Origin of the sequence: Blautia parvula, assembly GCF_020215665.1 — a bacterium.
Lineage (GTDB): Bacteria > Bacillota > Clostridia > Lachnospirales > Lachnospiraceae > Blautia > Blautia celeris.
Window position 1 is genome coordinate 3,030,014 of record NZ_CP084061.1, and the last position, 13,396, is coordinate 3,043,409.

The 13,396-nt window shown below is 44.6% G+C and carries 22 protein-coding genes; all 22 read right to left on the bottom strand.

What is annotated here, in order from left to right:
• Positions 1–19: 19 nt before the first annotated feature.
• Positions 20–388 (bottom strand): 50S ribosomal protein L18, encoded by a 369-nt coding sequence (rplR, locus tag LC508_RS14095; protein ID WP_033143872.1) that lies wholly within the window; start codon positions 386–388, stop codon positions 20–22.
• 17 nt (positions 389–405) lie between these two features.
• Positions 406–945 carry a 50S ribosomal protein L6 gene (gene rplF / locus LC508_RS14100; protein WP_033143873.1) on the bottom strand — a complete coding sequence of 180 codons (540 nt, stop codon included), beginning with the start codon at positions 943–945 and terminating at the stop codon, positions 406–408.
• Between the two features lie 111 nt (positions 946–1,056).
• Positions 1,057–1,458, bottom strand: coding sequence for a 30S ribosomal protein S8 (gene rpsH / locus LC508_RS14105; protein WP_033143874.1), 402 nt, complete (start codon positions 1,456–1,458; stop codon positions 1,057–1,059).
• Between the two features lie 100 nt (positions 1,459–1,558).
• Entirely contained in the window at positions 1,559–1,744 is a 186-nt protein-coding gene (locus LC508_RS14110; RefSeq protein WP_018597906.1) for a type Z 30S ribosomal protein S14, read from the bottom strand.
• An 18-nt stretch (positions 1,745–1,762) separates the two neighbouring features.
• Positions 1,763–2,302, bottom strand: a complete 540-nt coding sequence (gene rplE, locus LC508_RS14115) for a 50S ribosomal protein L5 (RefSeq protein ID WP_033143875.1) — start codon at positions 2,300–2,302, stop codon at positions 1,763–1,765.
• 22 nt (positions 2,303–2,324) lie between these two features.
• Positions 2,325–2,636 carry a 50S ribosomal protein L24 gene (gene rplX / locus LC508_RS14120; protein ID WP_018597904.1) on the bottom strand — a complete coding sequence of 104 codons (312 nt, stop codon included), beginning with the start codon at positions 2,634–2,636 and terminating at the stop codon, positions 2,325–2,327.
• 11 nt (positions 2,637–2,647) lie between these two features.
• Positions 2,648–3,016, bottom strand: coding sequence for a 50S ribosomal protein L14 (gene rplN, locus LC508_RS14125; protein WP_033143876.1), 369 nt, complete (start codon positions 3,014–3,016; stop codon positions 2,648–2,650).
• A 21-nt stretch (positions 3,017–3,037) separates the two neighbouring features.
• The gene (rpsQ, locus tag LC508_RS14130) at positions 3,038–3,292 is read right to left on the bottom strand and encodes a 30S ribosomal protein S17 (protein ID WP_033143877.1); all 255 of its coding nucleotides are present in this window, start codon (positions 3,290–3,292) and stop codon (positions 3,038–3,040) included.
• A 16-nt stretch (positions 3,293–3,308) separates the two neighbouring features.
• Complete coding sequence (rpmC, locus tag LC508_RS14135; protein WP_033143878.1) at positions 3,309–3,521, bottom strand: 50S ribosomal protein L29; 213 nt, start codon at positions 3,519–3,521, stop codon at positions 3,309–3,311.
• A complete protein-coding gene (gene rplP / locus LC508_RS14140) occupies positions 3,511–3,948 on the bottom strand; it encodes a 50S ribosomal protein L16 (RefSeq protein WP_103731980.1) in 438 nt (145 codons plus the stop codon). Before rplP ends, rpmC begins: the two co-directional genes overlap by 11 nt.
• A gap of 2 nt (positions 3,949–3,950) precedes the next feature.
• On the bottom strand, positions 3,951–4,607 hold the full coding sequence (rpsC, locus tag LC508_RS14145) for a 30S ribosomal protein S3 (protein ID WP_033143880.1): 657 nt from the start codon (positions 4,605–4,607) through the stop codon (positions 3,951–3,953).
• Between the two features lie 11 nt (positions 4,608–4,618).
• Positions 4,619–5,005, bottom strand: a complete 387-nt coding sequence (gene rplV, locus LC508_RS14150) for a 50S ribosomal protein L22 (protein WP_018597898.1) — start codon at positions 5,003–5,005, stop codon at positions 4,619–4,621.
• 23 nt (positions 5,006–5,028) lie between these two features.
• Positions 5,029–5,310, bottom strand: coding sequence for a 30S ribosomal protein S19 (rpsS, locus tag LC508_RS14155; protein WP_018597897.1), 282 nt, complete (start codon positions 5,308–5,310; stop codon positions 5,029–5,031).
• A 14-nt stretch (positions 5,311–5,324) separates the two neighbouring features.
• Positions 5,325–6,170 (bottom strand): 50S ribosomal protein L2, encoded by an 846-nt coding sequence (rplB, locus tag LC508_RS14160; RefSeq protein WP_033143881.1) that lies wholly within the window; start codon positions 6,168–6,170, stop codon positions 5,325–5,327.
• Positions 6,171–6,302: 132 nt separating this feature from the next.
• Positions 6,303–6,602, bottom strand: a complete 300-nt coding sequence (gene rplW / locus LC508_RS14165) for a 50S ribosomal protein L23 (RefSeq protein WP_033143882.1) — start codon at positions 6,600–6,602, stop codon at positions 6,303–6,305.
• Complete coding sequence (rplD, locus tag LC508_RS14170) at positions 6,602–7,222, bottom strand: 50S ribosomal protein L4 (RefSeq protein ID WP_033143883.1); 621 nt, start codon at positions 7,220–7,222, stop codon at positions 6,602–6,604. The genes rplW and rplD overlap by 1 nt, the downstream gene beginning before the upstream one ends.
• A gap of 29 nt (positions 7,223–7,251) precedes the next feature.
• A complete protein-coding gene (rplC, locus tag LC508_RS14175; RefSeq protein ID WP_033143884.1) occupies positions 7,252–7,887 on the bottom strand; it encodes a 50S ribosomal protein L3 in 636 nt (211 codons plus the stop codon).
• A 138-nt stretch (positions 7,888–8,025) separates the two neighbouring features.
• Positions 8,026–8,343 (bottom strand): 30S ribosomal protein S10, encoded by a 318-nt coding sequence (rpsJ, locus tag LC508_RS14180; protein ID WP_018597892.1) that lies wholly within the window; start codon positions 8,341–8,343, stop codon positions 8,026–8,028.
• 467 nt (positions 8,344–8,810) lie between these two features.
• Positions 8,811–9,758, bottom strand: a complete 948-nt coding sequence (locus LC508_RS14185) for an L-lactate dehydrogenase (protein WP_033143885.1) — start codon at positions 9,756–9,758, stop codon at positions 8,811–8,813.
• A gap of 59 nt (positions 9,759–9,817) precedes the next feature.
• The gene (locus LC508_RS14190; protein ID WP_033143886.1) at positions 9,818–10,225 is read right to left on the bottom strand and encodes a hypothetical protein; all 408 of its coding nucleotides are present in this window, start codon (positions 10,223–10,225) and stop codon (positions 9,818–9,820) included.
• Between the two features lie 430 nt (positions 10,226–10,655).
• Entirely contained in the window at positions 10,656–11,834 is a 1,179-nt protein-coding gene (locus LC508_RS14195; protein WP_103731987.1) for a sortase family protein, read from the bottom strand.
• A 110-nt stretch (positions 11,835–11,944) separates the two neighbouring features.
• A complete protein-coding gene (locus LC508_RS14200; RefSeq protein WP_033143888.1) occupies positions 11,945–13,315 on the bottom strand; it encodes an aminopeptidase in 1,371 nt (456 codons plus the stop codon).
• Between the last annotated feature and the right edge of the window lie 81 nt (positions 13,316–13,396).

Consider the following 13,396-nt stretch of genomic DNA (forward strand, 5'->3'; position numbering starts at 1 on the left):
GTGTTCATTTCCTCCCTTATTAGAATTCTAACCCAGCTTCACGTGCTGCGTCTGCTAATGCCTGAATTTTTCCGTGATATATAAAGCCGCCTCTGTCAAAGACAACCTCTTTGATGCCTGCTTCGATAGCTTTCTTACCGATCACAGTTCCTAAATATGCTGCAGCATCAACGTTATTGGTTTTTTCCAATTCAGCTTTTACCTCTTTCTGAGTGGTAGAAGCGGAAACCAGAGTTTTTCCAACGGTATCGTCAATAATTTGAGCATACATATGATTATTGCTGCGGAAAACTGCTAAACGTGGAGTTGTAGCGGTGCCGCTCAGATGATTACGTAATCTTCTATGTTTTTTTGCGCGAACTTTCGCTCTTGATACTTTACTAACCATTTTTACACTCTCCTTAATTATTTCTTACCAGTTTTACCAACTTTACGTCTGATAACTTCATCAGCATACTTAATACCTTTACCTTTGTATGGCTCCGGTCTTCTCTTATCTCTGATTTCAGCAGCGTACTGGCCAACTTTTTCTTTATCGATTCCTTTTACGATGATTTTATTACCATCTACAGAAGATTCCAGTCCTTCTGGGTCTTCCATCTCTACCGGATGTGAGTATCCTAAGGAGAGAACCAGTTTCTTACCCTGTTTTGCAGCTTTATAACCTACACCGTTAACTTCCAGAGTTTTTTCATATCCCTGGCTTACACCGATCACCATGTTCTGGATCAGTGTTCTTGTTAAACCGTGTAAAGATTTCATTTTCTTTAAATCATTTGGTCTTGTAACGACTACCTGACCATCCTCTAATTTGATTGACATCTCTGTCGGTAACGCTTTCTCAAGTGTTCCCTTTGCGCCTTTTACGGTCACAAAATTGTTCTCAGCAATTTTAACTTCTACGCCTGCCGGAACAGCTACTGGCTGTCTTCCAATACGTGACATACCTGTTGTCCTCCTTACTTAAATTTTCGGAAGGGCCTATTATGGTTCCCTTCTGTTTTCAGTATCTCTATCTATGAAAATTGCATATTTCCGGCCAAAGCCGGGAGGCAATTACCATACGAATGCTAATACCTCGCCGCCAACGTGCAGCTTTCTTGCTTCTTTATCTGTGATAACACCCTGGTTTGTGGACAGGATTGCAATACCCAGTCCGCCCAGAACTCTCGGAATCTCCTGGCTGCCTGCGTATACACGTAAGCCCGGTTTGGAAATTCTTTTCAGGCCTGTAATGATCTTTTCATTCTTGTCTGCACCGTATTTTAAGGTGATACGGATGGTCTTGAATGCGCCGTCTTCCAGAACGTCGTATTTTGCGATATATCCCTCTTTTACCAGGATATCGGCAATAGCAAGTTTCATTTTAGATGCCGGAACATCTACTGTATCATGTTTTGCAGTATTTGCATTACGGATTCTTGTAAGCATATCTGCAATTGGATCGCTCATTGTCATTAGAGTTTCCTCCTTCTATTCTTTATCCCATATCCGCCCAGGCGGATGAACTGATTAGATACTTTTAGTCCGCGGCTTGCGCTCGCTAAATATTCAATGCCTACCAGGAAGCTTTTTTCACTCCCGGAATCTGGCCTTTGTATGCTAATTCACGGAAGCAGATTCTGCAGATTCCGTATTTTCTCAAGTAAGCATGTGGACGGCCACAAATTCTGCAACGATTGTATTCTCTTGAAGAGAATTTCTGTTTACGCTGCTGTTTTAATTTCATTGCTGTTTTAGCCATGAATTTTCCCTCCTATAATTACTTTGCAAATGGCATGTTAAATAATGTCAATAATTCGCGGGCTTCTTCGTCTGTTTTAGCAGTTGTAACGAAAATGATGTCCATACCTCTTACTTTATCGACTTTATCGTATTCCACTTCCGGGAAAATTAACTGCTCTTTGATACCGAGTGCATAGTTACCTCTTCCATCAAATGCGTTAGGGTTAACGCCGCGGAAGTCACGTACTCGAGGCAGTGCTAAGTTGATAAGGCGATCAGCAAATTCATACATTTTTTCGCCTCTCAGAGTTACTTTACAACCGATCGGCATGCCTTCACGGAGTTTGAAGTTAGCAATGGAGTTTTTTGCTTTTGTTGTTACAGCTTTCTGACCTGTGATCAGTTCCATGTCAGCTACAGCTGCATCTAACAGTTTTGCGTTTTCCTTTGCTTCGCCTACACCCATGTTCACAACGATTTTGTCGAGTTTCGGCACTTCCATGATATTTTTATAACCAAACTTTTTGACCATAGCGTCTACGATCTCATTTTTGTATACTTCTCTCAGTCTGCTCACTTTAAAATGGCCTCCTCTCTAATTAATCGATTACTTTGCCTGTAGCTTTGGCGAAACGCACTTTCTTGTCGCCTTCCATCTTGAAGCCGACTCTGGTAGCTTTGCCTTCGTGTACTAACATAACGTTAGATACATCCAGCCAAGCTTCCTTCTCAACAATACCGCCCTGCTGATTAGCCATGGAAGGTTTTGTGTGCTTTGTTACCATGTTTGCGCCTTCAACCAGAACAGCACCTTTTTTCGGATTAACAGAGATTACTTTTCCTTCTTTGTCTTTATCTTTACCGGCGATCACTTTAACAGTATCACCTTTTTTAATCTTAAATGTTGACATCAGGTTACCTCCTATAATACTTCGGGAGCTAAGGAAACAATTTTCATAAACTGTTTCTCACGAAGCTCTCTAGCTACTGGTCCAAAAATACGGGTTCCTCTCGGAGTCTTGTCATCCTTGATGATGACTGCAGCGTTCTCATCGAATTTGATGTAGGATCCGTCTTTACGACGAGCGCCTTTTTTAGTACGAACAACAACGGCTTTCACAACATCACCTTTTTTAACAACACCACCTGGTGTTGCATCTTTGACAGTAGCAACGATCACATCACCGATGTTAGCATATCTTCTCGTAGAACCACCCATAACACGGATGCAGAGGATTTCTTTTGCACCTGTATTGTCAGCGACTCTAAGTCTACTTTCCTGTTGAATCATGCTTGGATTCCTCCTTACGAATTATTTGGCTCTTTCAACTACTTCAACAAGTCTCCATCTCTTGTCTTTGGACAGAGGTCTTGTTTCCATAACTTTTACAGTGTCACCGATATTGCATGTGTTTTCTTCATCATGCGCTTTTAATTTATATGTTCTCTTCACAATTTTTTTGTAAAGAGGATGTTTAACGTGGTCTTCAATCGCTACAACGATGGTTTTATCCATCTTATTGCTTGTAACTTTACCAACACGTGTTTTTCTAAGATTTCTTTCCACGGTTATGCCTCCCTTATTACTCTGCTGCTTTTGCCTTGTTCTGGGCAATCAGTGTCTGAATTCTGGCAATATTTTTGCGAACCTCTTTGATTCTGCTTGTATTGTCCAATTGATTGGTTGCATTCTGAAATCTCAAATTGAAGAGTTCCTTTTTAGCAGCTACTAATTCTTCCTGTAATTCTGCAGCTGATTTTGTTTTTAAATCTTCTACATAATTTTTAATTTTCACTGTTATCACCGCCTTCTAAGTCTGCACGAGAAACGATTTTACATTTACATGGTAACTTGTGCATAGCAAGACGCAGCGCTTCGCGTGCTGTCTCTTCCGGCACACCTGCGATTTCAAACATTACTCTGCCTGGCTTTACAACTGCTACCCAGTATTCTAAGGCACCTTTACCGGAACCCATACGTGTTTCTGCTGGTTTTGCTGTTACTGGTTTATCCGGGAAAATCTTGATCCAAACTTTACCACCACGTTTGATGTAACGGGTCATAGCAACACGGGCTGCCTCAATCTGGTTGGATTTGATCCAGCACGGCTCAGTTGATACTAAGCCGAACTCACCGTAGTTGATTTTATTTCCTCTTAATGCTTTTCCTTTCATGGATCCGCGGAATTGTTTACGACGTTTAACTCTTTTAGGCATTAACATAATTATTTATCGCTCCCTTCCTTAGTTCCTTTAGTTGGAAGTACCTCGCCATTGTAGATCCATGCCTTAACGCCAACTTTGCCGTAGGTGGTATCTGCTTCAGCGAAACCGTAATCGATATCTGCTCTAAGTGTCTGCAGCGGAATATTTCCCTCGCTGTAGAACTCTGTACGTGCCATATCTGCACCGCCAAGACGTCCTGATACAGCAGTCTTGATTCCTTTTGCTCCGGCTCTCATGGTTCTCTGCATAGTAGATTTCATGGCACGACGGAAGGAAATACGGTTCTCTAACTGTAATGCAATGTTCTCAGCTACTAACTGAGCATCTTTGTCCGGTCTCTTTACTTCTTTGATATCAACGATCAGTTTTTTGCTTGTGTAGTTCTGTAATTCAGCTTTCACTTTTTCGATCTCAGAACCGCCTTTACCGATAACAACGCCCGGTTTTGCAGTATAGATGATCACTTTTACTCTGTCAGATGCTCTCTCGATTTCAATCTTAGAAACACCTGCGCTGTATAATTTCTTTTTCAGGAATGTCCTGATGTTATAATCTTCCACTAAGTTATCAGCGAAGTCGCCTTCAGCGTACCATTTGGAATCCCAATCTTTGATAACGCCGACTCTCAGTCCATGTGGGTTAACTTTCTGTCCCATGATTGTCCTCCTTATCTCTCATCCAACACAACGGTAACGTGGCAGTTTCTCTTTTCGATCCTGTAAGCTCTGCCCTGTGCTCTCGGTTTGATTCTCTTCATAGTCGGAGCTTTGTTAGCGTAGCACTCAGCGATATAAAGGTTTTCCGGGTTCATACCATTGTTGTTTTCAGCATTTGCGATTGCTGATTCCAGTAATTTCTTGATTACGCTTGACGCGTATCTTGGGTTATATGTCAGGATACCAAGGGCAGTCTGAACGTCTTTCCCACGGATTACATCCAGTACATAGCATGCTTTCTGTACGGACATTCTAGCGTAGGATATCTTCGCAGACGGTCTTGTATCTTTATTAGCATTTCTTGCTCTTTTAATCTGACTTCTATGTCCTTTAGCCATGATAAAAGCCTCCTTCTAAAATATTAACGAACACCTGATTTTTTCTCGTCTTTGCCATGTCCTCTGTAGGTTCTGGTAGCAACGAACTCACCGAGTTTGTGACCAACCATATCCTCTGTTACATATACCGGCACATGTTTTCTTCCGTCATGGACAGCGAATGTGTGTCCAACGAAGGACGGGAAGATTGTAGAACGACGTGACCAGGTTTTGATAACTGTTTTATTTCCAGCCGCATTCAGAGCGTCTACTTTTTTCAGTAAGCTTTCATCTGCGAACGGTCCTTTTTTTAATGAACGAGCCATTTAGCCTTACCTCCTTATTTCGCTAATGTTTTACCATCTCTTCTTCTTACGATATACTTGTTAGACTGTTTGTTTTTCTTTCTTGTCTTCAAGCCAAGAGCCGGTTTGCCCCATGGTGTACACGGACCCGGACGGCCGATACCGGTCTTACCTTCACCACCACCGTGCGGATGGTCATTCGGGTTCATAACAGAACCACGAACTGTAGGTCTGATACCCATGTGACGTTTACGTCCTGCTTTACCAATATTGATAAGGCTGTGCTCGCCGTTACCTACTACGCCGATAGAAGCGCGGCAGTTAATCGGAACCATTCTCATTTCACCTGACGGCAGACGAAGGGTTGCGTATTTGCCTTCTTTTGCCATTAACTGTGCACCGTTTCCAGCGGAACGAACTAACTGACCGCCTTTTCCAGGATACAGCTCAATGTTGTGGATCATAGTACCAACCGGAATCTCAGACAGAGGCAGGCAGTTACCTACACGAACCTCGGCATTTGCACCGTTCTGGATCTTCATACCAACCTTTAATCCTTCCGGAGCAAGGATGTATGCTTTCTCACCATCTGCATATGCAACTAATGCAATGTTTGCAGTTCTGTTCGGATCGTACTCGATTGTTTTTACTGTTCCGGGAATATCATCTTTTCTTCTCTTGAAGTCGATGATTCTGTATTTTCTTCTGCTGCCGCCACCACGGTGCCTAACTGTAATTTTACCTTGATTATTTCGTCCAGCGTTTTTATTTAAGGACACTACCAGAGACTTCTCAGGTGTTGCTGTTGTGATTTCAGAGAAATCAGAACCTGTCATGTGTCTTCTGGAAGGTGTATATGGACTATAGGATTTAATTCCCATTTCTGTCTCTCCTTTCATTCTCCACGCCGCAAGCATTGTTATTCACAACGCATCCTGGCGTTTTCATGCCGGCAGTCAAATATCGGATTAATTTTTCTTGACTGCGCTTAGTTACTATTGGTTAAGGGCTGATTAAAGTCCCTCGAAGATTTCGATATCCTTGCTGTCCTCTGTTAAAGTAACAACAGCTTTTTTGGTTTTTGCTGTTTTGCCGAAGGTCATTCCGCGTCTTTTTGTCTTGCCATCTAAATTCATGGTGTTGACAGTTTTTACTTTTGCTCCCTCGAACATTTTCTCAACAGCTTCTTTGATCATGGTCTTGTTTGCTTCCGGATGAACTAAGAAAGTATATTTCTTCTCGCCCATAGCAGCCATGCTCTTCTCGGTAATAACCGGTTTCAGGATTACATCATAATACTGTACGTTTGCCATTATGCGTATACCTCCTCAATTGAAGCTACAGCAGATTTTGTCAGGATTACCGTATTGTATTTCAGAACATCATATACGTTAATGGTGTTCGGTAATGCTGTGATCACATCCGGGATGTTTCTTGCGGATAATACTACGTTCTGATCATTGTCAGCCAGTACTACCATTGCTTTGGAAACATTCAGGTTATTTAAAACTGCCTGCATTGCCTTGGTCTTTACTTCATCTAATTTCAGGTCATCAAGAACGATGAGCTTGTTCTCCTGTACTCTGCTTGTCAGAGCAGATTTAAGAGCTGCTCTTCTTTCTTTCTTGTTCATTTTGATTTCATAATCTCTCGGAACCGGAGCGAATACAACACCGCCGCCTGTCCACTGCGGAGATCTTGTTGAACCCTGTCTAGCATGACCGGTTCCTTTCTGTCTCCACGGTTTTCTTCCGCCGCCGCTCACTTCAGAACGTGTTTTCGCCTTCTGAGTTCCCTGACGTTTATTTGCAAGCTGACGAACAACAGCTAAATGCACTAAATGGTCGTTGATCTCAACGCCAAACACTGCATCGTTTAATTCCATTGTTCCAACTTCTTTGCCTTCCATATTATAAACAGATACGTTTGCCATCTGTGTGGTCCTCCTTTCCCAGAAAAACTTTATTTCACGGTTTTAACAGATTCTTTGATTGTTACTAAGGATTTCTTCGGTCCCGGAACGCTTCCTTTAACTAAAAGCAGGTTGTTCTCAGTATCTACTTTCACAACTTCCAGGTTCTGAACTGTAACTTTTACATTTCCCATCTGGCCCGGCATCTTTTTGCCCTTGAATACTTTACTCGGATCTGATGCTGCACCGTTGGAACCTGCATGACGATGATATTTAGAACCGTGAGCCATAGGTCCTCTGGACTGTCCGTGTCTCTTGATAGCGCCCTGGAATCCTTTACCTTTGCTGATTGCAGTAGCGTCGATCTTATCGCCAGCTTCAAAAACATCGCATTTGATTTCCTGGCCCAGTGCCATCTCCTCAGCACCGTCTAATTTGAATTCTCTTACAAATCTCTTGCAGGAAACACCAGCTTTGTCAAAGTGTCCTTTCATCGGTTTGTTGACAAGGTTTTCTCTCTTGTCTGCGAAACCAACCTGAACTGCGCTGTATCCGTCGTTATCCTGTGTCTTAACCTGTGTTACTACACAAGGACCAGCCTGCAGCACTGTTACGGGAGTTAAAACTCCGTCTTCATTGAAGATTTGAGTCATTCCGACTTTGGTAGCTAAAATCGCTTTCTTCATTTTTTCTTTACCTCCTGTGAATCTACAGCGGATTACACTGTGTTGTGCAATCATCCTAGACAAACAGTCAATATAGACTATATATCAACCTTGTAAGGACAATCTCATATCTTACCGGGCTGCCCCGTTAAGCATGACTTATTTCTGTTTCATTTTGATATCAATGTAAACACCGGCCGGCATCTCTAAACGAGACAGGGCATCAACTGTTTTCTGAGTTGGTGTGATGATATCGATCAGTCTCTTATGAGTTCTCTGCTCGAACTGCTCTCTGGAGTCTTTGTATTTGTGTACCGCACGCAGGATAGTTACTACTTCCTTCTTAGTGGGAAGCGGCACCGGTCCGCTAACAGTTGCTCCATTCTTCTTTACAGTCTCGATGATCTTGCTTGCGGATGCATCTACTAACTGATGATCGTAAGCTTTTAATGTGATTCTCATTACCTGACTTGCCATAAAAAAAGTCTCCTCCTTTTCGCACTTATAAGTAGTACGACAAGCGGCGACTGTACACATTCCCGTGTGTGTCATCTAACGTTTCACACACTCCCACATTCCCGTGGTAAGTCTTCAAGATTTTGTACAGTGACTTGTCGTCAGTTTCCTAACTTGACATTCGCTCCACGGAAAACCTGCCACTTGGGCAGCAACCTCACGCTTCACAGCTATCAATGTCACAGCACTAGTTAGTATACAGGATGTTTTTCCAGAATGCAAGGTATTTTTTTCTTTTTGTTAAAAAAAGTTTGCATTTTTTCCCGTACACAGCACTTTTCCGATAAAAACCACAAAAACAGCGGCACATCTCTGCCTTTTTTAAGGGATGCGCCGCTATATTGCTGTCCATCCTTACCGATATATGCTGCTTCTCAGCTGTTCCTGACTGTCCGGCAGCCTCCGCAGGCGGGATTATCAACCTGTCCTTACGATCCGATGACCTGTTCTGTAAACGCTCTCAGAATATCCACGGATTTATCCATGTCTGCCTTTTCTTTCTCATTCATGGGAATGCGCAGGGTCTGTTCAATTCCGTCCCATCCGATTCTGCAGGGCAGGGAAACCGCAACGCCTGCCCACTCCTCAAAGCTCTCATCCAGCACATGTGCCACCGGAAGTATGGCATCATCATCTTTCATGATTGTCTCTACGATATTGGAAACCGCCATGGCAATTCCATAGAAGGTAGCTCCCTTCAGCTTGATCACCTCTGCACCGCCGTCTTTTGTCCTGTGTGCGATCTCCTCCTCATCCAGCGTGATTCCCACCTGCTGTGCATAATCATAGAGCGGAAATCCCCCGATATTGGCGGAGCTGAAGATAGGTACCTGGCTGTCACCGTGCTCTCCTAAAATATAGGCATTGATATCCTCCACGTTAACATGCAGCTTCTCACTCAAAATATATCGGAAACGCGCTGTATCCAGAGATGTTCCGCTGCCGATAACACGTCCTGACGGCAGCCCCGACTCTTTATACACTGCCGCAGTTGTCACATCCGCAGGATTGGATACCACAAGGATCAGAGGATTTTCAGCAAACTTCATAATATTCCGGGTGATACTTTTTACAATGGAAACATTTGTCTTTGCAAGATCCAGCCGTGTCTGTCCCGGTTTTCTGGCAATCCCCGCTGTAATGATTATGATCTGCGCATTGGCGCACTCTTCATATCCGCCCTTTCTCACCCACACCTGTTTAAAAAAACTTGTGCCATGAGCAATATCCAGCGCTGCCCCTTCTGCCCTGTCCTCATTTAAATCCACCAACACAATATCATTTGCCTGTACCCTTACCATCAAAGTATAGGCAATCGCCTCTCCTACATTACCTGCACCTATCACTACAATTTTGTCTCTATGGGATTCTTTCATTTATATTCTCCTGTCTGAAATATTATTTTCTATATAAGTTTTTATATCCTCCTGCAATTTCAGACAAACACCGGCGGCCCCCGCCTCTTCCAGCGATCATATCTCCTCTCACGTTCCTCCGCAGCCGCACTGCAGATACCTGCCTTCCTAGTGCACAGCCATTCCCCTGCACACACTGCCCCCACCGGAATCCCCCAGGACAATAGCTGTCCCCTTTTCTTTTCCTGCCTGTGAAGCTTGTCCTGGGAACGTTCTTTTATCACACAGTCATTATTATAATGAAAGCTTCTACGTTCAAAAGAAACCTCTGTACTTCCCTCCCGGCTATCCCACTGCCCTTCTGTCTCTGCATACGCCCCAAAAACCCCCGAAAGAACTACACCCAGAACCAGAAGACTCTTCAGAACAGTCCCTATCCTCTGTTTTATTTTTTTCACGTCTATATTTTCTCCGCCCAAATTTTTCAAAAATACACCTCCATCATAATACAGACAACCTCTTTTTTCAATACTTTATTTCAACAGAGTAGAGGAATATAAAGGCTGCTAGGTGTAGAGTTACGAATGCTGCGAAAGAGACACTGTTTTTTTATCTCCCGGTGCGAAGAACAGGGATGGAGGGGGAGGGTGCAGTTTGCTTTTGGCAGACATTGCGGCAGAGAGCCTGAAGATCCAGTACCTACTAAGACTTAGGCGCGACGGCTCTTCCGGAGCGTCTTAGTCGCAGTTCATGACAATAGGAAGTTCGCGAAGCGTACTTTCTATTGTAAGTACTTAGCTGAAGGGGAACGAAGCTGGCTGCCAAAAGCAAACTGCACCCTCCCCCTCCATCCCGTCCCCCTCCCGCCAACACACAAAAAAAAGGACAACGCCCCAAAACGTCATCCCTTTTTTCCGCCTATATAAGCTTAGAATAATCCAGAAGTGTCACCTCATTATCCTTATCCTCAATCACTTCCGGTGATTCCCCCGCCGCTTCCGCCTTAGAAAGCAGTTCCGTCACAGACGGAGCAGGCAGCACAGCTTCCTTGTCCACTACAGGCACCTCCTCAGGTTCAGATTCCATCTCCTCTTCCTGCTGTACCTCTTCCTGTGCAGCCGTCTCTTCCTGTGGCTGCGCAGCTTCTTTCTCTGCTGTCTCCTGAACAGCGCTGTCATCAGAAACCATTTCCACTGCAGACGCATCGGAACTCTCTGTTTCCTCTGCATCCTCCATACCGAGAATGATCTCTGCAGTCTCCTGCGGCACGATTGTTTCCTGTACCTTATCTGGCGCTTCTATATCTCCGTTCTGTACCTTGGCAATACTCTCTGCAATAGATGCCATGGCATCTTTCATAGCACTGTCATATTCATCAGGCTGCTTTTCCGGTATTGGGGCAGCTTCCAAAACAGGAGCTTCCTCTTCCTCATCTTCTGTTTCTTCCTCATCCAGAAGACCCTTCTTGGCAAGTTTTTTGCGGCGCTTCTCCTCTTTTTTGAGGCGCTTGCGTTCCCTGCGGCTCAGCTTCTCTTCTTCGTCGTCATCTTCGTCCTCGTCGTCCTCACTGTCCTCCTCATCCGAAGCCTCTTCATCCTCATCTTCGTCGTCCTCATCGTCAGCCTCGTCCTTACGCCATAACTCAGCCAGAATAAAAAGGATAATTAAAAAGATCACGCCGAGTCCCACAACGATCAGGCCTTCCTTGCTCTGCAGGGCAATGGCCGCATACGCAATGTAGGGAACTACCACAACGACTTTTACTGCATTATTGATTAACTGGACCGTTTCCTCCTTCGCATTCTTGTCATACACACTTTTTACCTTGTATGAACCTGCGGAGGAATCCATATCCGTAACTTTATAGACATATGCCTTATTGTTATTGGTATAGATGATCTTATCGCCCTTTTTCAAGCTTGCGGCATCTATCTCTCTTCCGTAGGCAACAGAACCCACCGGGAGATTGGTATCTTTACTGCTGTTGTCATTCATGACTGTGTTGACCCCTGCAAAGGGAGGAACGAGCAGGGCGGCTGCCACAAGAATTGCGCAGATCACAACCAGATTCACAATAAATTTCAAAAACTTAGACATGTGTGTATTCCTCATTTCGTAATCTCGTGCTTATTTTTTGCTGAAGTCCATGCATATTTTATATTAACATTTTCCGGCAGAGATGTACATAGGAAATCGCAAAAATTTTCTCAGCAGTTCCTGAGGAACGCAAGATATCCCTGATAAGCCTCATAGATATCCACTTTACTGGCAATCTCCCAGGGAGAATGCATATTCAGTACAGGCACACCGCAGTCAATGACTTCCATATTATAATTGGCCAGAATGTAGGCAATGGTGCCGCCTCCGCCTGCGTCCACCTTGCCCAGTTCCGCTGTCTGGAAGGATACCTTGTTCTCATCCATAACACGGCGAAGTTCAGCAATGTACTCAGGGTTGGCATCGTTGGAGCCGCTTTTTCCTCTGGAACCGGTATATTTGTTGAAGGTAATCCCATGGCCCAGATAGGCGGAGTTCTTCTTTTCCATCACCTCCGGATAATTGGGATCAAAGGCTGCGCTTACATCTGAGGAGAGCATTTTTGAGTTTTTCAAAGCCCTGCGCACCAGCAGTTCGCTGTACTGCCCGCAGGCATTCATCACCTCTGCCACGGTGTTCTCAAAAAAGCGTGACTGCATGCCCGTGGCACCCACACTGCCGATCTCCTCTTTATCTACCAGGAGGCATACGGAGGTATACTTCACCTCATCCACAGCGGCAATGGCCTCGAATGAGGGGTATGCACACACCCTGTCATCATGGCCGTATGCCATAAGCATACTTCGGTCCAGGCCAAAATCCCTGGCAGCTCCCGCAGGGACCACTTCCAGCTCAGCGGAGATGAAATCCTCTTCCTCCACCTGATACTTCTCCTTTAATATAGAAAGAATCTGTGCTTTTACTGCCTCTGTCTCCGCGCCTTCCAGCGGAATGCTGCCAACAAGCACGTTCAGGTTCTCACCTTCCACCACTTCCTTGGCGTTCTTCTCCATCTGTTTTCCTGAGAGGTGGATCAGCAGGTCTGAGATTCCCACAACCGGGTCGTCTGCATCCTCGCCGATGACGATGGGGAGCACTGTGCCGTCCTTTTTCACGATCACACCGTGCAGGGCCATGGGCAGTGTCACCCACTGGTATTTCTTCACGCCGCCGTAATAATGTGTGTCAAGGAGGGCCTGTTCTCCCTCCTCATAGAGCGGATTCTGTTTCAGGTCAAGTCTGGGGGAATCCACGTGGGCGCCCAGAATGCGCATTCCTTTTTCCATGGGTTCCTCTCCTATTACAAAGAGCGCCAGTGCCTTTCCCATATTGTCTGCATAGACCTTATCCCCGGCCTTCAGTTCTGTTCCTGCATCCACTACAGCATTCAGATCCTGAAATCCGGCCTGCTTCGCTCTCTTTACCATCTCCGCAACACATTCTCGTTCTGTCTTGCAGTCAGATATAAACTTCCTGTAAGCTTCGCAGAAAGCAAAAATTTCACTTTTGTCTCCGTATTTTTTCCAAGCATTTTCTGTCAATTGATGAACCACCTTTCCTATCGGGCATCTGCCTTTTTCTTATTTTAAAGCTTACTACACAGAGAATGGAAATGCAAGCGT